20 protein-coding genes and 1 tRNA gene are annotated in these 20,981 nt (G+C 57.3%); 15 read left to right on the top strand and 6 right to left on the bottom strand.

Annotation, left to right across the window (positions count from 1 at the left end):
• The first annotated feature begins 524 nt into the window (after positions 1-524).
• The 9 genes from VGN12_06860 to VGN12_06820 all read left to right on the top strand — a co-directional run bounded on the left by VGN12_06860 (position 525) and on the right by VGN12_06820 (position 10,980).
• Positions 525-1,205, top strand: a complete 681-nt coding sequence (locus tag VGN12_06860; protein HEY4309156.1) for a sigma-70 family RNA polymerase sigma factor — start codon at positions 525-527, stop codon at positions 1,203-1,205.
• A gap of 89 nt (positions 1,206-1,294) precedes the next feature.
• Positions 1,295-4,549 carry a WD40 repeat domain-containing serine/threonine protein kinase gene (locus tag VGN12_06855; GenBank protein ID HEY4309155.1) on the top strand — a complete coding sequence of 1,085 codons (3,255 nt, stop codon included), beginning with the start codon at positions 1,295-1,297 and terminating at the stop codon, positions 4,547-4,549.
• 355 nt (positions 4,550-4,904) lie between these two features.
• On the top strand, positions 4,905-6,761 hold the full coding sequence (locus VGN12_06850; GenBank protein ID HEY4309154.1) for a HEAT repeat domain-containing protein: 1,857 nt from the start codon (positions 4,905-4,907) through the stop codon (positions 6,759-6,761).
• Between the two features lie 192 nt (positions 6,762-6,953).
• The gene (locus VGN12_06845; protein HEY4309153.1) at positions 6,954-7,205 is read left to right on the top strand and encodes a hypothetical protein; all 252 of its coding nucleotides are present in this window, start codon (positions 6,954-6,956) and stop codon (positions 7,203-7,205) included.
• 391 nt (positions 7,206-7,596) lie between these two features.
• On the top strand, positions 7,597-7,869 hold the full coding sequence (locus VGN12_06840; protein HEY4309152.1) for a DUF1232 domain-containing protein: 273 nt from the start codon (positions 7,597-7,599) through the stop codon (positions 7,867-7,869).
• Between the two features lie 10 nt (positions 7,870-7,879).
• On the top strand, positions 7,880-8,692 hold the full coding sequence (locus VGN12_06835; GenBank protein HEY4309151.1) for a ParB/RepB/Spo0J family partition protein: 813 nt from the start codon (positions 7,880-7,882) through the stop codon (positions 8,690-8,692).
• 4 nt (positions 8,693-8,696) lie between these two features.
• Positions 8,697-10,142: a hypothetical protein gene (locus VGN12_06830; protein HEY4309150.1), complete on the top strand. Its 1,446-nt coding sequence runs from the start codon at positions 8,697-8,699 to the stop codon at positions 10,140-10,142.
• Positions 10,143-10,145: 3 nt separating this feature from the next.
• Complete coding sequence (locus VGN12_06825) at positions 10,146-10,706, top strand: hypothetical protein (GenBank protein HEY4309149.1); 561 nt, start codon at positions 10,146-10,148, stop codon at positions 10,704-10,706.
• A gap of 10 nt (positions 10,707-10,716) precedes the next feature.
• A complete protein-coding gene (locus VGN12_06820; protein HEY4309148.1) occupies positions 10,717-10,980 on the top strand; it encodes a hypothetical protein in 264 nt (87 codons plus the stop codon).
• Positions 10,981-11,806: 826 nt separating this feature from the next.
• On the opposite strand, the gene VGN12_06815 is transcribed toward VGN12_06820, so the two are convergent.
• The 6 genes from VGN12_06815 to VGN12_06790 form a co-directional block, all read right to left on the bottom strand.
• Positions 11,807-12,868, bottom strand: coding sequence for a site-specific integrase (locus VGN12_06815; GenBank protein ID HEY4309147.1), 1,062 nt, complete (start codon positions 12,866-12,868; stop codon positions 11,807-11,809).
• A gap of 143 nt (positions 12,869-13,011) precedes the next feature.
• Positions 13,012-13,084 (bottom strand) — tRNA-Ala (locus VGN12_06810).
• 252 nt (positions 13,085-13,336) lie between these two features.
• On the bottom strand, positions 13,337-13,786 hold the full coding sequence (locus VGN12_06805) for an Rrf2 family transcriptional regulator (GenBank protein ID HEY4309146.1): 450 nt from the start codon (positions 13,784-13,786) through the stop codon (positions 13,337-13,339).
• A 240-nt stretch (positions 13,787-14,026) separates the two neighbouring features.
• Entirely contained in the window at positions 14,027-14,593 is a 567-nt protein-coding gene (locus VGN12_06800) for a signal peptidase II (protein ID HEY4309145.1), read from the bottom strand.
• 337 nt (positions 14,594-14,930) lie between these two features.
• The gene (locus VGN12_06795; GenBank protein HEY4309144.1) at positions 14,931-15,302 is read right to left on the bottom strand and encodes a TraR/DksA family transcriptional regulator; all 372 of its coding nucleotides are present in this window, start codon (positions 15,300-15,302) and stop codon (positions 14,931-14,933) included.
• Between the two features lie 167 nt (positions 15,303-15,469).
• Positions 15,470-15,610, bottom strand: coding sequence for a hypothetical protein (locus VGN12_06790; GenBank protein HEY4309143.1), 141 nt, complete (start codon positions 15,608-15,610; stop codon positions 15,470-15,472).
• Positions 15,611-15,732: 122 nt separating this feature from the next.
• Here VGN12_06790 and VGN12_06785 point away from each other — a divergent pair, with 122 nt between their 5' ends.
• The 6 genes from VGN12_06785 (at position 15,733) to VGN12_06760 (ending at position 20,598) form a co-directional block, all read left to right on the top strand.
• Positions 15,733-16,137, top strand: coding sequence for a hypothetical protein (locus VGN12_06785; protein HEY4309142.1), 405 nt, complete (start codon positions 15,733-15,735; stop codon positions 16,135-16,137).
• Positions 16,138-16,550: 413 nt separating this feature from the next.
• Positions 16,551-16,778 carry a hypothetical protein gene (locus tag VGN12_06780; GenBank protein ID HEY4309141.1) on the top strand — a complete coding sequence of 76 codons (228 nt, stop codon included), beginning with the start codon at positions 16,551-16,553 and terminating at the stop codon, positions 16,776-16,778.
• Positions 16,779-17,242: 464 nt separating this feature from the next.
• Positions 17,243-17,617: a hypothetical protein gene (locus VGN12_06775; protein ID HEY4309140.1), complete on the top strand. Its 375-nt coding sequence runs from the start codon at positions 17,243-17,245 to the stop codon at positions 17,615-17,617.
• Between the two features lie 107 nt (positions 17,618-17,724).
• A complete protein-coding gene (gene thrC / locus VGN12_06770) occupies positions 17,725-19,128 on the top strand; it encodes a threonine synthase (protein HEY4309139.1) in 1,404 nt (467 codons plus the stop codon).
• Positions 19,129-19,230: 102 nt separating this feature from the next.
• Positions 19,231-20,022 carry a 4-hydroxy-tetrahydrodipicolinate reductase gene (gene dapB / locus VGN12_06765; protein ID HEY4309138.1) on the top strand — a complete coding sequence of 264 codons (792 nt, stop codon included), beginning with the start codon at positions 19,231-19,233 and terminating at the stop codon, positions 20,020-20,022.
• A gap of 204 nt (positions 20,023-20,226) precedes the next feature.
• A complete protein-coding gene (locus tag VGN12_06760; GenBank protein ID HEY4309137.1) occupies positions 20,227-20,598 on the top strand; it encodes a hypothetical protein in 372 nt (123 codons plus the stop codon).
• Positions 20,599-20,981: the final 383 nt, after the last annotated feature.

The following is a 20,981-nucleotide window of genomic DNA, read 5'->3' as shown; positions in this document are numbered from 1 at the left end:
GCCCACAGGGCCACTAAGCTCCGTCAAATGACCAGGAATTCTGAATCCTGGACGTCTTTGGAAATAAATCCGGCGCCAATGGCGCCAGGCAGTTAGTACGGCTGTTTTGGTTAGCCGTAAAGATGATCGCAAAGTGGCCGAACGTTCGGCAATCGGCTTTGTCGTTATGTTGCGATCGTATCGATAATCATTAGCTCTAGATCTAAGTGATAGTCCTGCAAAAAGCGGGATACGGCGCTCTTTGAGGTCCTGCAGCCTGAAGTGTGCAGATGACTATTTATTAAATGCGCCAGACGCAAAAACGAGACATCTAGTTTTTGATATTGTCCCGGAGTGTCAGCCATGCGGAGCGCCGGTTTGCCAGTATGCGCAGCGATCAGAAATGAGACAGACGCGCCTTAAGGCTAGGCACTATAGGCTCTTGCGCATGTCATTGAATATTGAGTCTGCAACCATCATAGTAATCGCCATGGTTTCGATATTTGGTCAGTTTACATACAATTGTCCCCGGTCACTGAAAGCTAATGAGCGACACGCTACGGACCACAGAAGATGGCAATCCTACCTCCGACGGTGTGCCGGTTCAGCACGGCATAGAGAAGGACAGCAACTCGGCGACTCATCTCAATGAACTGCTGGCAAAAGCCCGAACTGGTGAGCCGGCAGCACTCAATGCGCTCGTGTCGCGACTAAATGATCATCTATGGATCGGGTACGGCCGTCGCGGTCGCCCATCGGGCCTCAGCCCTTCGCGCAGCATGTCCGATCTCATTCAAGAGGCACTTGCCGGCGTTCCTGGGGCCGTCGCAAACTTTCCAGGGGAGTCGTTTGCCGACTTCCGGCAATACGTACGAAGCACATTGTATTTCAGGCGGTTGCATTGGTCGCGGAACGCCAGATTACATGGCGACCACGAGCGCCGGCATCACATTTGGCGGATGTTGTGCAGCCGTTTCAATGATGGATTAGATGGATTGTCGCCTGCCCATGTCATCTCGCAAAAAGAACAGCAGGCATTGGCGTTTCAGGCACTTGGTCGACTGAATCCGAACGATCAATTCATCATTCGTAGCCGGCTGTTCGAGGGAATGAGCTGTAAGGAACTCGCGACCGCCATGCGGGCCAATGTCGGGGCAGTGCGTAAGGCCTACCAACGCGCGGTTATGCGATTGAAGGCAGAGTTCCTGTCAGTTGAGAGGCGCTGATGTCTTCCATGCGAAATGATAGCGCTGCCTCGGCTGTTGAGCGCTCGGTGGGCGAGACCTACGACCGTGACCGGGAAACCCTGAGCCTCATGGTTTGGCTTGCATCCTTTGCGCCCGATGCATCGACCACCGACTTGACGGAGCCGTCAAGCCATCTTGCCTTTCCAAGGCTAGTGGGACGTTACAGGCTCGACGCACTGTTGGGACGCGGAGCGTACGGTGCCGTATTCGCTGCTGCCGACCTGGAGCGGGGTATCGATGTTGCTGTTAAGATCGCTTGGCCGGCGGTCATGTTCAGCGCTGCGGCCAGCCGTCGCTTTGTCGAAGAGCCGACGATTGCAGCTGAACTGGCCCATCCGGGCATCATTAAGATTTACGATTATGGGTGGCTTGACGCCGTCTGCTTCATTGCCCTTGAACTCATCGAAGGGCCCACGTTAGAGCAATGGGCCGCAAGTGAGACGCCTCCTACCATCACGGAAACTGTATTAGTGATGGAGAAGGTCGCCAAGGCGGTGCACTTCGCGCATCAACAAGGCATTGTGCATCGAGATTTAAAGCCCAGTAATGTTTTGTTGCGTCCCAGTCCGGGCTCGACATCAGCGTTCGAACCGGTCGTTTCGGACTTTGGTTTGGCGAGACGGCCCGACGATCCAGCGTTCTCGATCGCTACGCTCACCGGTGTCGCGGTCGGCACTGACTTCTACATGTCGCCCGAACAGGCTCGTGGGGACTCTAACGTCGAGGCCGCGTCGGACGTGTTCTCTCTGGGGGTCATTCTCTACGAACTTCTCGCGAGGCGGCGTCCGTTCGGCGGACGCACTTCGGACGACATTCGCCGCGGAGTTCGAGAAGACGAGCCGCAACCAATTCGGACCCTCAACAAGCAGGTCACCAAAAATCTGGAGACGATCGTCTTAAAGTGCTTGGAGAAACTCCCTCATCATCGGTACGCCACCGCAGGAGCGTTAGGAGACGACTTGCGCCGCTTTTTCAATGATGAGCCGATCCACATACGGAGGCCGTCTCTGGCACGTCGCGGAATTCGCCTGGCACGGCGGCGGCCCGCGACTACGTTAGTTCTCGCTGGCGCGGTATTTGGAATGCTGCTGTTTGTGTTTGCGATTGCTTTCTGGCGAGAGGATCGCGTTGCGACCGGTAAGCACATCGCCGCTGCAGAAGAGGCGACCAAAATGGCCGAAAAGGCTGAACGCGAGCATCAGTACGCATCTACGATCCGAAGCGCTGCGCTCGCCGTACAGCGAGGCCTTAAGGGTGAGGCGGTGGAGCTATTGAAGGAATCACGGTTCAGGTCGCCTGGCCGTATTGCAAATGGTTTTGAATGGCAATGGCTCTGGAAAAAAGCCAATAGCGCTGAGCGATCCTTCGTTGCGCATCCGGGGGGAGTCTTCGCCGTTGGATTTTCACCCCGCGGCGATATCTTGGCATCGTCAGGCGAGGACGATTATGTAGCGCTTTGGGATACTCGCGATTGGTCCAAGCAGGCGTCTTGGCATTCCCCTATGGGAATAGATGTCAATGCGCTCGCCTTCTCGGCCGATGGCTCCATGTTAGCGATGGGCCGTGACGACGGGAGTCTCGTCGTGCGGTCGGTTCCCGATCAAACGGTCATCTTCGACGAGGCGGTTATCGGAGGGCGCATTTGGTGCCTCAGTTGGCTAGGCTCTGAGGGAAAGCTTGCAGCCGGAGGCGACGGTTCCAAAATCGTCATCATTGACCCAAAGACCAGAGCCAGAGACGAGATTCTACTGACGCGAGACCGGAAACTCGAACATGCTATCGGTCCGATTGATGGCATCAGAGGCCTTAGCTATTTAGCAAGCGGCGAAGTTCTGATTGCCGATCATCAAGGCATCCAGGATTTGCAGTTTGTATATCCAAAAACGCAAACGCCGCCGCGCTCCTGGATGTTCGGCGGAGGGGTTTATGTCGCCTGTCCAATACCCGGTGCCGTTCCTCGCCTACTTCTTAGTACCCAGAGTAAAGCCTCGCCTGCGTTGACGCATTCGATTTCTGTTTGCCAGATTGAAGGACCGCCGCCTGAGGAATTCTGTACGCTCCATGGTAATTCCTCGTTCATCTGCTGTTCGTCAAACGGCGAATCGGCAGCAATTGCTTTCGTGGACGGCACGATCCAAATCTTAAATATCGAGGATGTCGAGAAAGGGAAACCTGCCGTTGCATCGCCACGTCTCGCGCACGCGGGCCGAGTGGTCACCGCAGCATTTTCACCTGATAGTTCGAGGCTAATCTCGGCGGGCGCCGACGGAAATCTTTCGGTCTGGTCAACAGCTAATGTGGTCGCTGGCTTCGACATTTCGCTCGCTGGACGCCCTTGGGGAGTGCGCTTCAGCCCTTCCGGCGAGCAACTCATGATCGTTGAACGGACGCAAAACGACAGCGCCATTGCAAGAATGTACGACGTTGAATCAAAAGTGCCGCAATGGGAAGCACGAGTAGTACCGTACTGCACGTGGCGAATGGACTATTGGGGCTATCGGTGCCGGTTCTCGCCCGATGGAGAGGACGTTGTCGTTCTAGAATCAGGTGGGCAATTGCAGATACGATCGGCTCATACGGGGGCCATTGTCCAACGTTTCGATCCGGGACGATCGACAGTCTGTGAGAACGTCGCGTACTCTCTCGATGGCAAATGTATATATGTCCTTCTACAGAATTACTATTCAGAAAACGGTTCGCCGCGACGCTCTCGCGACCTGGACTATACGCATGTCGTCCTGGATCGCGCAAGTAATCGTGCCATCGAATCTTCCAATAGCAAGAACTTTCAACGTCTCGGCCAGATTCATACTGGCCGCGGCGATCTGTGGTTCGATATGTTCGGGTCACGAGAATGCAGATTGCGAAGAGCAACAGACGAGGTGCCCAGCGTTATTCTTCGCGGCCCAAATGAACGGCTTTACGCTGTGGACGTCTCACGGGATGGTTGGATTGTCGCGGCTACGGGGGCGGAAGGCATTATCTATTGTTGGGACCTCAGGCGGCCTTCATCGTATAAAAAAATGGTCGGTCACGCAGGGCCGGTCGTAGACATACGATTCGCTCGCGATGATCAAACGCTCATCACTCGAGGAACGGACGATACGGTGAGGTTCTGGCATGTTCCTACAAGTAGCGAACTGCTAACACTGGGCGGTCCGGAGGAAAAGATGCTTAATATGGATCTGAGTTCAGATGGAACACTCCTGGCACTCGGTATTGAAAGCAAAGGGCGATATGGAATTGAAATTCACCGTCTTTTGACTCCCGAAGGTAATTCCACCCTTGATGCTACTCCCCAATCTTTACCCGGACGATTTTGAGTTGTCGATAATTGAATCTGAGTCTCCGGGCCCAGCCCGTCTTGAGCCGTTTTCTAGATGCAGCTTGGGATCTTGCATGGGAAGCGCGCGCAACATCTGCGGGCATCGCTATTGCGAGGCCGGAGCTCGACAACGAGCCATCAGTCAGATGTCGATGGCCTGTTGCGCAACAGCTTGAGCAGGCTTCGGGCACCTCGGCCAAAGTTGCCTCGACACAGGAAGTGCGGATGGCTGCGTAATCATGCCGTAATGTCACGTATGGGCTGGCGAAATAGCATAGGGATGTGTGCAGGTGTCGATAGAACCTGGACCACGCCGACCGAGGCCTGCAAAAGTCGTCCGCGATTTCCTCGCGATGATGACGAGCCCCGACAAGTGGTTGCTTCACGCTGACGAAGCCGTCCGTAGTCTACAGTCGATTGGGTTGGCCCCGGCGGTCCCTGAATTTTCCAAAGCGGTACAATCATTAAACGGCACCAAACGCGTGGTCGCCGCCGTATCCCTGCTTTATTTCCGAAAGCATCGACCGGACCTGATAGAAAAAGAGCTTGCGGCGACTGCCGAGGCCGCGGTACATGATGCCCTGATGAGCGAAGACGTTGACGGTCTTCGCATGGCCACCTCTATGCTCTGCCACAGCGGGCTAGTTCCAGCGGGCGCCGTTGCGGCGCTCAAGCTACGAATGCGACACGGCGACAAGCATGTTCGAACAGCTGCCGCGGGCGCCTTGAGCACGACACCCAAGTTCGGGTTACGCCTTTTACGCATTTTGGAACAGGCGTTGAATAGTGGCGAAGACACGTTGATCAGTCTGGCTGCAGCAGCCCTGGCGCGGATTGAGTTCAAGGACAGGACATCTGATGCAATTAACTTTCTAACAGCGGCGCTTCCAAACGCCTCTCCCGTGGCCCAGTGCGCGATTATTTCGACGTTCGGGCGCATGGGCAATGTGGCACGCTCCGTCGTTCCGGTACTGCGTGGAATGATGATTGATGAACAGGTCCATGTCGCGGTGCGATCGTCCATCGCCACCTGTTTTGGAGAATTCAGCCGTAGCGTGAGAGGTGTAGAAGAAGCCTTATTCGAGGCACTAGTGTCCGACGATTGGGAGGTAGTTTCTAGCGCAGCAATTGCGCTGCGGAAGCCGGGGATCAAGATGCCCGCTAATGCGGTCAAGCTGCTAATCAAGAGACTCGGATCAGAAGATCGAAATATTAGAGGTGTCGCAGCACGGGCGTTATGCGACCTCAAAGAGCAGATCGCGATAGCGATTTCCGCGTTAGTTAGTCGGCTTCTGGTTGAAACCGACGATGAGGTGTTAGAGGTAATCGTGGAATCGCTGGGCGTCGCGGGAAAGACGGCAATTCCTGAGCTTATTTCCGCCTTGCGTAAATCGGACGTGCGAACGCGACAACCAATCGGTATCGCGCTGGTGCATATCGGCAAAACGACCGCCAGGGAAGTGGCACAAGCGATAGTGGACGTAGACGATCCGATTGTACAGCAGACTTTGGCTTCGGTCCTGTACCTGATGGGGCCACAAGCATTGCCTGCCGTACCGATTCTGATCACTGCAATCGAACGTGGCGACGATAACAGACGCCGCTGCGCGGTAATGGCCCTGGCCGCGATCGGTCCGGGCGGGCAAGATGCCGTACCGGCCTTGTTGGCGTTACTGAAGAACGCGGATGATGATCTTGGAGGTTGGATTGAAAAAGCCTTGGCGAGCATCGGCAATGAAGCGATACCGATGATCGCCGAGTATCAAACGTCGACTGAACCGTCGATGCAACGCCACTTACAGCGAATCACAACCCGGCTCGGTGCGAGCCAGGCGCCCTGTACCGAAACTCGATTAAGCGCGCTACGTGACGACCGCCTTTTGGAATTCTTCGCGATCGTGGCAGACATCATCAATAATGGTGGCCCATCAACAAACCGTGGTTTGGCTATATGTCTTTCTGAACGGAAGAAGAATGGCACGTTGCCCTTGGGCGTTTCCTGTAGCGATGCGTATGTCGGGACAGCGTTAAAGCGACTGGAAAAACTTGTTGGCAAGAGCAAGGGCAAAGCCAGCGTTCATCTCATCGAGCGTGGCGCATCGCGCCAAAAAAAGGGGGGACTTACTCAGGCGGGACGTGACTTGTTCGCGGAAATCGAAAAATACCGGGCGGCCAAACGCCGCCATGCAGAAAACCGAGTCCGCGATTGACAAGGTCCTCGTATCGCGCTATAGCCATCGGCGAACAACTCCTTTGTTGCGATGGCTACGGACAAATCGCGTTACGACCTTCTTAGGCTCAAGATTCCGAGCGATCAGCTCGGTCGTGAGGCCGTTCTTGCCGCCAATCCGCGGCTTCATCCGGCATACGCGGGCCGTGAATCGAATCTTTCTGACGAAGATTTGAACGGCGCTATCTATGTCGCCATGCGCGCCAACGAGACGGCGCTGATCGCGAAGACCTTAGATTTGGCGCTGGGTCGGCCAGATCCCTACCCGCAGAATAGCCTGGCAGACCTCCGGGCGGCTCTCACCGACGACTATCAGTTTTTCGCGATTTCGCCAGGGCGCAAGCACGCCGAAGAAACGCTGCGGGGCTTGGAAAAAGCTGCCCAGGCTCAGGCAGAAGCATCACTGGGAAGACGAGCGCCCTAACACCTTCTTATTTCCTTGGTCTGCCGGACTGCGCACGATTCGTGCGCAGTCCGAGGCCTTTTCGATCGGTTTGCTAAAAGACACTCGCGTTGCGACAAACGTCGCGACATGAGAACGATCGCCGTTGGTGCAGATTGCCGCAACGGTTGCGGCACACCGGAGGGCGAAGACACCCTGCAAAAGGAGCATCGCCATGATCGAAGCGATCGTAGCGCATGTGATCGGGACGATTATCGTCTGGATCATCGCCGGTGGCCCGGTGAGTCCCTGATCCTCGGGGCTGAGACGTGGGTAATGCCAAGATTGCCCGCGTCTTGGCCGCTTTGTACTTCGCAAGAGCGTCAACGCGACACGACTAAGCCCCTAAAGGTGATTTATGAACTTTTTCGACATGCTTTCTCTTATGGCGACGTGTGGCACGGTCCTATTCCTGGCATTGATGATTCTCATTTCGCTTCCGCATAGCCCGTTGCGGGACATGCTCGTCCAGATCGTCGGCTGGGTCTTTGCCCTGTTCTGTGGCGTCTATGTCATATCTCCGATAGATGTTATCCCCGAAGCCTTCTTGGGGCCGTTCGGCATAGTCGATGACCTAGGGGCGATCGTCGCCGGCGCCTCGTCCGCGATTGCCGCCTATCGAGCCGGCGATGGCCGTCACTCCTAAGGAGCATTCCATGGCCACGGCTCAAGTCCAAGAGATTCCGTTGGGAGCAATTCGGTGGGACAAGAATATTCGCTCGTCGATCGACGAATCTCGCGTCAATATCTACGCATCCAGTCTGCACATTCATGGCCAACTGGTTCCGATCCGCGTCTGTCATGCAGCGCACGGCTACGATGGCCAGGACGGAATGCATCGCTGGCTGGCTGCCCAAAAACTCGGCTGGACAACTCTCAATGCCATCATTGAAGAGCGGACACTCAGCGAAGCGGAGGACATCGAGACACAGCTGGTTGCGAACTCCATCCGTACGGATGTTTCAATTCCCGATCGGGCACGAAATATCGCCAAGCTGCTGCGGTTGAGCGGCCACAGTGCAGCGGAAGTGGCGCGACGCCTGCAACTGTCCGAGACGACGATCACCAAGCTCCTGACGATCCTGAAACTACCGGAAGCAATTTTGGAACAGGTTGGCGCAGGCCTCATCGGTCTGAATGCCGCCTATGAGATTGCCAAGGTATCCGATGTGGAACGCCAAGCGGCCCTTGCGAACGAAGTCGTCCAAGGCCGACTACAACGCGACGGCGTTGCGCGAACTGCCAAACGGTTGCAAAAGCCGGGCCAGCTCGCTTCTGCTCCGGCCGCAAAGCGCGCAGTCGTAACCTTAGACAACGGCCGGTCAATTACCGTAACTGGCGAGCCACTCGATTTTGAAGGTTTTATCTCTTCCTGCGAAGCCGCGCTGGTGAAAGCCAAAAAGGCTCGTGCTCAGGCTCTCTCTTTCTCCACCTTTCTTAAAGTCACGCGCGACCAGGCGCGAGGATGATCTCATGTCTTGGCTAAAACGATTTCGTAGAAATGCCGATCCGCTGGATTCCGAGCTTCTCCGCTGGTCGGCGCGTGACGCCTATCGGGTACGCGACCTGCTCAATGGCGGACTGCTGGTGGTATCACGTAGCGGCGGCGGCAAGACTTCAGCCTCCGGCTTTCGAGTTAGCCGTGCCATTGTCGCTCATCCGAAAAGCTGCGGCCTTATTCTTATTCCCAAGCCCGAAGACGTAGCCATGTGGCATGGCGTCTTCGCGGCCGCTGGACGACAGCAAGACCTGCTCGTGTTCGACGCCGACAAAAGCCCGTTGCGCTTCAACTTTCTAGCGGAGGCGGCGAAACACGGTTCGACGCGCGAAATCACTCGCTGCATGACAACCATCGGCGAGACGTTACGTGCTGGAGATCAAAGAGGACGAGGAGAGGATAGTGCGTTCTGGGAACGCGAAACAGAACGCATGATCCATAACGCTGTGGAGGTACTCAAGCTGGCGCGTCGCGCTATTTTGGCGCCGGAGATCCAGCGCTTCATTGTTTCGGCTGCATTCGACCGCGCACAACTTCATGACACCGCTTGGAAGGCAGGCTTTCATTGTCGCTGTCTCAATGATGCTTTCGACAGCGAGAAAACGGCAATGGAATCGCATGACTTCGAGTTGGCAGCCGATTATTGGCTCACCGAGTTTGTAGCTATGGCAGATCGCACGCGGTCGTCGATTTTAACCGGCGCGCTTGGCCTTCTTCACGTCTTTAATACCGGGCTCGTCCGCGAGCTGGTGTCGACGACAAGCAATGTCGGTACGGAGATCATGCTCGAAAAGGGCAAATGGGTATTGGTGAATACTCCTCCGGCACGGTTTGGCGACATGGGGCGCCTTATCAACGCCGGCTGGAAGTATTTGACTCAGCTCGCAGTGCTACGCCGTCAGGCAAACACCGACGATTTCTTTCATGTCTGCTGGTGTGATGAAGCTGCGGAATTCGTAAACAGTTTTGACAGCCACTATGTCGCGCAGTGCCGCTCACATCTTGGTTGCTTGGTGTTCCTCGCCCAATCTCTGCCTTCCTTTTACAGTGCCCTCAAAGGAGAGAATGGCCATCAAGCCCAAGCTCTCCTTGCAAACTTCAGCCATCGTATTTTTCATGCGTTAGGGGACATTGAGACTGCTCAATGGGCGAGTGGTCTACTGGGAAATCGTTTGGAAATGCTCGTTGGCGGCTCGTTGCAGCCAGCGACGGACATCTTTGATGAACTCGTAGGCTTTTCGCGGTTCTCCGGGAGCTTCTCGTCCCACTATGAGCCGGTGTTGCAGACGGGCGTTTTTCTGAATGGCCTGCGCACCGGCGGGCCTCGTAACGATTTCCTCTGCGACGGGATCTTAACACGCTCCGGAGAGCCGTTTGCCTCAGGCGAGAACTGGATTCCTGTCACCTTTCGTCAGGGCTGAGCCATGCAACCACAATCAAACAATGGCCCCGATATTCGTGGCGGCTTCCATTGGCTCTATCTGCTGGTGAGCGGACACGCGACCTGCATGACAGTCTTTACCCGTCATAGCTTCGGCGTCGAGGCACTCGGCGCTAACGGACTGGCGGCGTTGGGCGTCATCTTCGCTTACCTGTGCTACAGCAATAGCCCGGCTGTCTTTCTGTTCGGAGAGGTTTGGTTCGTCGCTTTGGCACTGCAACGAATCGTCACTTTCATCCGCGTGCGCTTCGGTTGGCGCGCGCATAGCCGTTACGAGGGCTATCCCTGGCTTGGATTCCTCGTCCCATTTGTGCGTAGAGAGGACACGGCCAAGATCTGGGAGGCATTCGTTTGCTTCCCACTTGGCTCATACCTGTGTCAATTCGATCAGGCTGTTGGCCACTTTGTGTTCCTGGGCTTTTTCAGCCTGCTGTTCAAAACCGCCATCAACAGTGAAATCCGTCGCAAACGGCTTCAGAACATGCGTGATGCCGAAATCGAAATGCAGCAACTACTGGATCGATTTAAACAACGAAACTCATAGGAGAATCGATATGGCGAACAACAAACCCAGCGAGCGTCCGGCCTTCAGTGCGCCCCTGTATGCAGCCCTCAGGCAAGGAAGCAAGGAATTCAGTCAAGCGCTACAAGCACTCCCGAGCAGCATCCGAACGGTGGAAGAGCCTGGCACGCTTGGTAATCCCACTCCGCAAATGGTGACCGAACAGGCTCAAGGCCATTCGTCCTTTCAGGATTTTTTGGATCGGTACGACAGCAGGGCCAGCGAACGTGAGCAGACGCGGGACATGGAGCGGTAACTCAGGAATCGAAGCGATTAAACTGAACCTGCTTTGTAATCATGAACCCGTCTTCGCGGTATTTCGTTTGCGATCGCTGTGATGCGAAATGGTTTGCACATCTATCGCAATCGTCTTGCCCTCGATGCCAGCAAATCATGGTTTCGAATGAACAGCTTGAGCCGCCGTGGCGCAAGCACTCTTCGGACGACTCGCCTCCCAAACGTCCCGCTGAAGCTTTAAATAGGGTGCGAGTTTCTCTTAAGGGCATTGGGGTAACGCCAGACACGATCTTGGTCACTGTTGAACAGTTGGCGACTTTGTTGCACGTCTCCAAACGGTCTCTCTGGCGTTTTCAGGCAGCAGGCCTAATACCGGCACCCGTCCGCATCCGCAAAACGATTCGCTGGCGCCTATCGGACATTGAAGATTGGATTGTGGATGGCTGCCCTCCGATGGTCAGTGGGAAGTCAAGGAAAACGGACCATCGCGTTCAACCCTAGAAAGTCGAATCCTGTGTCAATCCGAAGGGATGTGCGGACGCCCTAAATCGTTACTCGACGTTTCCTACAAACTTTCATGCCACGTGCGAAGACACAATCCGAAGCTCTAACGATTGGCCAACTGGCGCGGCGCTGGAGTGTGAGTGTCTCGCGCGTGCGGACACTTGTAGACAAGGGGGAACTTCCAGGGACATTCGAGATACCGTCCGCCGGTCGCTACGGTGCCACCACCAAGATTCCATTGGCAGTCGTTCATGCTGCCGAGCAGCGATGGGCTACCGGCGCGCTGGCGGAGGAGGCGGCAGCTCGTCCGCAACGTCGAACACGTGGCACACCGGCGGCGTTCAGGCATTTCCCTGAGCTTGCCGACCAGCCTGAGCCCGTCGTTGAATCTCCCGTAAACGGGCGACGTTGAAATGGACGTAACGCCGAGTGGTGCGGGTATCGGTTTGTCCAAGCAGTTCCGCGAGTTCGATATCACTAATCGCCCCCGATGTCTCCGTAGCAAAGGTATGGCGAGCGCTATAGAGGACCAATCGCTCGCCGGCTTTAAGGCCGAGGCCCGAACGCATACGGATGCGATCCATCTTTCGGCAGAGGCAGTCTTTCGAATATGGCTTGCCGCGAGCATTACGAAACACTCGGTCGCTTGGCTGGTGGTTGGCGCGGGCCAGCCAGCGGCAAAGCTTCCATATCGCGTCGGGGAGCGGAATGACTCGTGGTTTTGGCTGCCGCTGAGTCGTGATCGTTTTGTGGTCAGGGAGTATCCAGACTCCCTGTTCGAGGTCGACCCATTCCCATTTCAGCTTACGAAGTTCGCCCGGCCGGCATCCGGTAAGCCGCAAGGAAACAAGGACTCTTCGAAAGGCCGCGTCGCTATTCCGCAACAAGGCACGAAATTCGGATGGTTCGATCACTCGAGTCCGCATCCGGGCGCGAGGTTTGACGTAACCCGCAAGCGGATTATCGACGAGAACGTCGTGGCGCACAGCCCAGGAGAAAACCGATTGCACGGCGGCAATCGTGTCCTTGAGCGTAGTAGGGCTATACCGGGTGTTCAACTGCTGTTCAATCTTTGCCAAGTGAAGCTTTCGAAGTTCGCCGACGCGGATTTGCCCCCCCAGCACCTTCAGGGCGCGCAGCAACCGGTAGCGGTAGCTCTGATGTGTCGTCGGTTTCCGACGAGCCTTGAGGTCGTCGAGGAATTCGTCAGCCAAATCGGCGAATGGAGCATCGAGCCAGTCCCGGGTGACGGCGCCACGTTTTTGCTCGGCCCGAAGCTCCCGCAACTTGCGGCAGGCGACCTGGAAGTCCTTGTCCAGATAGACCCGCCGACGATTGACGGAGGTGCAGAAATAGCCGCTGGCTTCGTGGAGCCAAGGCTTTTGAAGATGACGACGCGACATGACGGACCTCCCGAAAAAACATGGTTGACCATGTCCTGGAAAGTCCGATTCGGCCGGCCCGCGACCCGTGATTGTGGGTACTATTGTGGGTATCGCGGGCCGGTCGGTCGTTTTGAGTTAACGCAAGTCTTTACGCTGTATAGTGGAGCGGAAGGGAGTCGAACCCTCGACCTCTGCATTGCGAACGCAGCGCTCTCCCAACTGAGCTACCGCCCCAGAATGCGACCAAACAGGCCGCCTGCTGAGTCCCACGAATGGGCTGAATTCTAGGTTTGGTTACGTGCCTTGTCAAAAGCCCGGCATAGGCGGTGTATTTGTCGTGATCGCGAGGTGCGGAGTGGCTTGCTACAGCGCGTCCGCGGCGCTAGGACTAAGTCCCCTGGTGCGGGGACCGTGGCCGGAAGAGTATCAGATCTCTGGTTGCTCGACGCCGGCGAGGCGGTTCTTGCGTGCTTGGGGTTTTGCCCCTTAGCACGTTTTATTGACGGCGGCCGGCGGGCTAGGAGGGTTTGCCTGGGGGTCCTCCGGAGGCAGCAGATCCGCCAGCGTGATCTGGCTCAGCTCGTGACGCTTTGCAGCGGTCACATCCTCCAGAGTCTTTTGCAGCTTCGTCAACGTGTACTCGGCCAGTGAGCCGTTCGAAGGTACGCTGGCCGTCAACGGGCCTTCGATTGCTTCGAGCAGATCCAGCACCGTGACGTCCTGCGGGCGGCGCTGCAGCATGTAGCCTCCCACGACACCGCGCGTCGAACTGAGGATCCCATGCGTCACCAGGCTGCGAAGGATCTGCAGCAGAAAACGCTCCGGCATCGCGTTACTAGCGGCAAGCTGACTGCAAGGAACCGGCGCGCCAGTCTTCGACTGCGCCAATTGCAAAGTTGCCTGGATCGCGTAGACGACGGTGCGCGACAGCTTCATGATGTGGCCCCGGATTCTTTCCGTTTGCCCATGCGCCACGGCGCCCTCAGCGGGCCCCCGTCTTGCCCGCGAGAAAGTCTGACTTTAACCGGCGTGCGCATGTGTTGCAGTCCAGCCCAAGGTCGGCAACAACGAAATCGAAGTTACTACCTTTGGGCATCCCCGTTCCTTAATACCCGCAATCCGCATGCAAAATCAATCTCTCTTGCGCCGAATCCGAGTAATTTTCGAGGTTTTTCGTCACGCGTGATGATTGGCGGGCGTGGCGTGTTTTTGATCACCGCGCGCCGGTTGCGTCAAAGCGTGGACGAACAGCAAGGCACCCCCGCTGACGAGGAGGCTGTCGGCGATATTGAAATTGGGCCACTGCCAGGGGGGCCACTGAAAGAGAATCCAATCGCGGACGGCATGCATGCGCGCCCCCGGCATTTCCGGGATGGCCCACAATCCCAGCCGATCGTGCAAATTGCCTAACACTCCCCCCATCACAACCGCCAGCGCCACGGTCAGCAGCCAGTCGCGCGCGGCGCCGGCGACGAACAGCCAATAGCTGATTCCCACTAGTGCGACGAACGACGCGACGGCAAACAGCCAGACTTTGCCCTGTCCGACTCCAAACAGGGCTCCCTGATTCGTGCTGGTTTGCAGGCCGAAGTACGGCTCCCAGATCCACCAGACTTTGAACTCGTCGTGGCGGGGCATGCCCAGCCAGCCAAACACCCAATGCTTGGTCGCCAGGTCGACCGCGCAGCCGATAGCCGCGATCGTGACGAACACCAGGTATCGATTCAGGGGAACCCGCTTCATGGCAGGTCGGTCTCTGTTTTTCGCGATGAACCAGGCGAAACCGGCGGACTCTACCCGCCTTCGCCACGTGAATGCTACGACCTTAGGGCTATCGAGGCCCCTGCGTCAAGATCGCGAGCGGCGGAGCACCGCTGGGGGGGGGATCGATTCGCATCCTCGGCGCGGAGGAGGTCGGCTAGCGGTGAATGGGCTCGTCGCCGGGGGCGAAATCACGAGACAATGCCTAGCCCGGCAGGCTGGGCATCGGCGACGCTGGCAGCGCGGGTAAAAGATCAACCAGCGAGGCGCCGAAGCCAAGCTGGGGTATCTTAGCCGCCGGAAATCCCGCCGCGGGAAACTAGCGCCGCTCGAGCTGCGACGCACATTTGACGCACAGCGGAGCGTAGGGGATCGCGTTCAGGCGGGCTTTGGGGATCTTGACCCCGCATTCCTCGCACTGGCCGTAGGTGCAGTCCTCGATCCGCTCGAGGGCCGACTCGATGGCCACTAGCGTATCCTCTTCGTTTTCCATCAGCGACAGGGTGAATTCCTGCTCGAAATTGTCGCTTCCCAGGTCGGCCATGTGAATGGGCATCGACGACTGGTCACCGGCCCCGTCAGGGCGGTTCTTCTTCAAAGCGGCATTCGCCAGCTGATTCACTTCCCCGCGGAGTCGGGACCGCAGTGCCAGCAGCCGTTCCTTGTAGACTTTCGACTCGGCCTTCTTCATCTGAGGCAATCTCCGGCAGAAATCTCTCAACGGACCCCGCGTGCGGTGTGCAGAGACTTTCCATTGTAAACGCCTCAAAACGGCTGTCAAATTGCCATTTAGCCGGTGGAACAGATCGCGCAGTAGCTACAAAGTCCCGCCGCTTGCCAGCGGCGATTGCGCTAGGCCTATCGCCGACTACGTGCGACAGCCCAGGCGATGCCGGCCGGGATGGCGAGCAGCGCGATTCCTAGGATCGCCGCCTGCGGCCAACCAACGATGAAATACGTGTCGTGGATGAACAGATCCACTGCCAGTAGGTTACTCATTCTGACAGTGTTTTTAGAGTTTGGCGCTTAGGTCCGCAATCTAAAGGACATACCGTCACCCTCAATGTGGTAGACGGATTCTGCCAGCGACAGCCGCGGGTGATCAAGCAATACAACGACGGATGCGGCCCCCAGAAATCTGCCCTCCTGCCGAAGACAATTACCACATGGGGCGAACCGTCATGCAGGAAAAGACAATATTGGCATTTGACACGCTGCGCCGGGCCAAGGAGCGCTGGCGTGGGTGGTCGGGCTACCAAGACGCCTTAGTGCGCGGCAGTGACGGTCGCCGTGTCATTGCCCAGCAGGTGGTCCGCTATCGGGCGCTCCTGGGCACAACCGATTTTCTCGATCTCCTGCGGCAAAGCTTGGATGGCGCAGATGTCAAACTCGTACCGAAAAAGGTAACGGAGCGGCCCGTCGTCCTGTGTTCGCATTGCGGAAAGCCATTACGAGCCCCGTTAGCCCAGCAATGCCTGGAATGCGGCGCTGATTGGCACCTACGACCGACAACCGACCCGAGTTAACTCACATCCGGCGATGGGGTCGTGGTGCGGTCCGAGATTTCCAAGCCGCCCCTCCCGCCGGCTATCATGGGGTGATGAGTAAAATCAACGAATCACTTCGCGAAGATTTTGCCACTTTCCTGACTGCGTTGGCCGCCGGTCACTTGGATAAAGAGAATTGGTCGCGATTCGTCATTGAGCATTACCACGACACATTGCTCGAATCGGTCCGCGTCCGACTCGTCCGGCTCGAAATAGAACCGGAAAATCCTTCAACATTCCCCGGTGTACACGCCGAACAGTTGCGTGCTTGGGCCGATGAACTCCGGCGAGACCACCACAGGTTTTCCTGATCGCCAACCTCAAACTGACTGCGATTGGGCAGTAGTTGAGTCTGCGATTTCCAAGCCGTCCCTCCCGCCGGGTATCATAGAATGATGAGCGAAGCCGAGATCATTCTTGCGAGCGAGCCTGACTACGACGGCCTGTTCGCCGAGATCTATTTTCGCGGTAAGTTTTTTGCTCGCCTTTCATGCGATGACGGAACGATCATGCTTGAAACGCCCGGCCCTGGATTGAACGAGGCGGCAATCTTGCACAGCGTCGAATTGTGCGACTTCCTCCATGCCGTTGAGCGTGCCCGACAACGCTTGCTCGGGTGAATAGCCTTTGGACTTCAAGCTTCAAACTGACCACCATTGGCGATGGGTAGCTGGTCGTTCTGCAATCGGCGATGTCTAGGCTGCGTTCGTCCGTAACCATCCCGCCAGGTACCATCGCGGCAGGAAACTTCATCTTTCGCTTGCCACCGCGTTTCTCGTCATCACGTTCGGTGCCATCACGTTGGCGGCAATAAGGTTCGTCGCTCGCAGTATCGGCGCGGAGGCTTGGTTTCTAATTATTGCCCTTAGCCCGATATGGATTCCCATTGGTTTTGCGGGCTTTTTGCTCGGCCGCAAACAGGCAAGTTTGACACTCTTGGTCTTATTTGCGGCCACCGAGGCGATCGCTTCCGCGTTGTTCTATTTCCTCGTCAGCATATATGGTTAATTCCTGATTTCAGAATGCCCCACAACCCCTCAGGGCGGCTTTTTCATGCGCCCATCCTGCGGTATATCATGGGGGCATGAACCAGCCCAAATGCCTGCCATTTCCGCCCGCTGCTCGCTTCAAGCGAACCGAAATTCAATCCATTGAATTTGACGGGGACTTAGTAATTCGGATTCAGGCGGTGGGACCATCCACGTTACGAGTCATCTTTCATAATCCGGTATGGTTTCGCGTATTGGACGAGCGCGATCTATGCGAGTTCTGGGATAATTACCACGAGGGCAACGGATGGCTCTACGAGGTTGAGCAAGGAGGATGGCTTGAACTGGAGAAAAAGCGACCGCTTTTTAACTCTCACGTTGTCGTCAAAGGGCTGCGAGAATACCTGCTTGTTGACGATCAGTGCGTCAGCATTTTGACCGTCGAGCACCCTGAGATAATTTCAGACTGACGCACCACCGGCAATCGTCCGAACTTGATGCTCTGACGACCCTGGCGTAGACTATTTCTCTTGCGCGTCGTTGACGCGCCAAACCGCCGGAGGCGTCAGCAATTAGCGTGGCAGCGAAGACCGATCTCGCCTTCCAGAAATGCATCTCGCCGCGCTGCGGGACGACCTACGGCATCGACGAGGTCCGGGTCCAATGCGAGGCGTGTGGCGATCTGCTGGACGTCGTTTACGACTGGGACCGGCTGCGCCCCCCCACGTCGCTGGCCTACTTCGAAGAGAAATGGTCGCGCCGATTCGATCCGCTCTGCCTGAGCGGCGTGTGGCGCTTTCATGAGCTGCTGCCGTTCGCCCCGTTGTCGCAAATCGTCACGATCGGCGAAGGGCAGACCCTTTTGCAGTTGGCCCCCTCGGTCGCCCGCTTCGTCGGTTTGCAGCCCGACCGGCTGTACCTGGAATATGAGGGGATGAACCCCTCAGGCAGCTTCAAAGATAACGGCATGTCGGCCGCGTTCACGCACGCCCGCACGATCGGGGCCAGCCGCGCGGCCTGTGCTTCGACCGGCAATACTAGCGCCTCGCTGGCGGCCTACTGCTCAGTGACGAAGTTGATGAAGGCGGTCATCTTCATCGGCACGGGCAAGATCTCCTACGGCAAGCTATCGCAGGCCCTCGATTATGGCGCGCTGACGGTGCAAATTGCAGGCGACTTCGACGACGCCATGGCGCGCGTCAAAGAAGCCTCGCGCGAACTGGGCATCTACCTGGTCAACAGCGTGAATCCCTTCCGGCTGGAAGGGCAGAAAACGATCATGTACCGGGTCCTGGAAGGGCTGCGCTGGCAGGTCCCTGACTGGATCGTAGTGCCGGGCGGAAACCTCGGCAACTCGAGCGCCTTCGGCAAGGCCTTCTCCGAGCTGCGCGACCTTGGTCTGATCGATCGCGTGCCACGATTGGCGGTGATCAATGCGGCCGGCGCCAATACGCTGTACGAACTATACGATCGCCGCGGCGTGCGTTGGAACGACGGCACGCCCAATGTCGACGTCGTCGAAACGTATTACGGCGAGCTCGATCGCCTAGGACGCCGGGCTTCGACAATTGCCAGCGCCATCGAAATCAATCGGCCCGTGAACCTTAACAAGTGTTTGCGTGCCCTGGAAACATGCGACGGCGTGGTCCGCGAGGTTTCGGACCAGGAAATCATGGACGCCAAGGCCCAGGTCGGCGCCGGTGGGCTGGGCTGCGAACCGGCCAGCGCCGCGAGCGTCGCCGGTGCAAGATTGCTTCGTCACGAAGGCGTCATTGGCGCCAACGAACGCGTGGTCTGCATCCTGACGGGCCACCAGTTGAAGGATCCGACTGCCACCGTGGCCTATCACACGACCGATCAAGACAAGTTCAACGAGGTGCTCGGAAGCCGGGGCGTGCAACGGGCCGCTTACGCCAACCGCGCCGTCGCCGTGCCCAACGACTTCGACGAAATCGTCAAAGCGATTCAACTCTATAGTTAGTGAGCAGTAGGCGGTGGGCAGTAAGAAACTGCTCGGTCCGCTTCCTTCATAACTGCTTGCCGAATTCATTCACTGCCAACTGCCCTCAGCCAACTGCCTGCTATGACACGCATTGCCATTCACGGAGCCGCGGGCCGCATGGGACAACGCTTGATTGCGCTGGCCGCGGCCGAAAAGGATTTGCAGATCGTTGCGGCGATCGATCGGGCGGGCCACGCGCAACTCGGACAGGACGCCGGACCGTTGGCCGGGGTCAGCCCGCTCGGCGTGAAGCTGAGCAGTACGCTCGACGTGCCGGCCGATGTGGTGATCGATTTTTCGAGCCCCGCCGGCGCCGTGGCGATCACCAAAACGTGCGTCGACAAGAAGTTGCCGCTGGTCGTGGCGACGACCGGACTCGAAGCTGCCCAACTGGCTGACGTCAAAGCGGCCGCCACGAAGATTCCGCTGCTCTGGTCCCCCAGCATGAGCCTGGCCGTGAACCTGGCGATGAAACTGTCAGGCGTGGCCGCCGCGGCGCTTAAGGATCATCCAACCGGCGCGGACGTTGAAATCATCGAGCGGCATCATCGTTTTAAGGAAGATGCCCCCAGCGGCACGGCGCTCCGATTCGGCGAGATCATTGCCGGCGAGATGGGGCAGAAGCACCAGCAGCATGGTCGCGAAGGCCGGCCTGGCGCTCGCCCGCATGGCGAAATCGGCTTTCACGCCGTCCGGACCGGCGACAATCCCGGCGAGCACACGATCATCTTCGGCCTGTTGGGCGAGACCATGGAAATCACCGTCCGGGCGACCAATCGCGACTGCTACGCCCACGGCGCGTTGAGTGCGGCACGATTCTTGGCCGGCAAACCGATCGGCCTGTACGGCATCGGCGACGTGCTGGGACTGTAGAATGCGGTAGTTGGGCGGTGATTTGAAATCGACGCGCGGATTAGCTGCACGATCCGATCGCATCGTCCCTCACGCTGCCCTCACCCAGAGGGAGAGGGGTTCTAAAAACGCACTCGATCGTGTCTAGCTACCGACGACCGACTACTGGCTACCGGTTACCGAGTACTTTCTTCCCGCCAACCAACTGCCCTCTGCCGACTTCTAATGGCTAAATGCGAAGAAGGCTATCTCTGTGACGTGTGCGGCGGCGACGTCGAGGAAATCGTCGATAGCGATCTGTACCTTCGCTACGTGATCGGGATGATCGATCCCGAGACGCTGCATACGACCGCCGAGCGCCATATCCGCTGCAATCCGGCGCTCGCGCAATTCATTGTCGACGATGAATTCGCGCCGGTCGTGGTCGAGGGGCCTTTTGATAAGCGAGCGCTCGATCGGGCCTATGTGCGCGAACGTGAAATGCTGGTCACCCGCGGTTGGCGTCGACTGCGCGAGCTCTCTGGCCAGGAGGGACTAGCGATCATCGATTACCCCCTCCCCGAAATCCGCGCCCGCAATGCCGACAAAGCGCTGTAGAGCCGCGAAGCGGTAATGTCGAATGTCTAATTCCAAATGTCTAAAGAAAACAAAATGAGGAATGTCGAATGACGAAGCGCTCGTCGCAGCGCGGTGTTCTGCGAGTTGCACCAACGCGGCAAATGTTTCGGCACCCCATTCGTCATTCCGCCCTTCAGATTTCTTTCGACATTAGACTTTCGTCATTCTGTTTCTTCGTCACTGCCCGCTGCCGACTGCCCACGAATTTTTCCTCTAGAAACTAGGCCAGCGTTTGTGGCATAGTCGTGGTTAGCCGATTTCGGCCTGAGGGCCGATTGTGTTTGTTAACGACGTTCGGCGGCAAATGGGTCTAGTTCTTGCCCTGTCGCCCGTCCCGAGGACCTGGACTGCGCGATGCATCG

The organism is Pirellulales bacterium, from assembly GCA_036499395.1.
Taxonomy (GTDB): Bacteria; Planctomycetota; Planctomycetia; order Pirellulales; family JACPPG01; genus JACPPG01.
The sequence above is the reverse complement of the archived record's forward strand: the minus strand, read 5'-3'. Positions and strand labels throughout refer to the sequence as shown.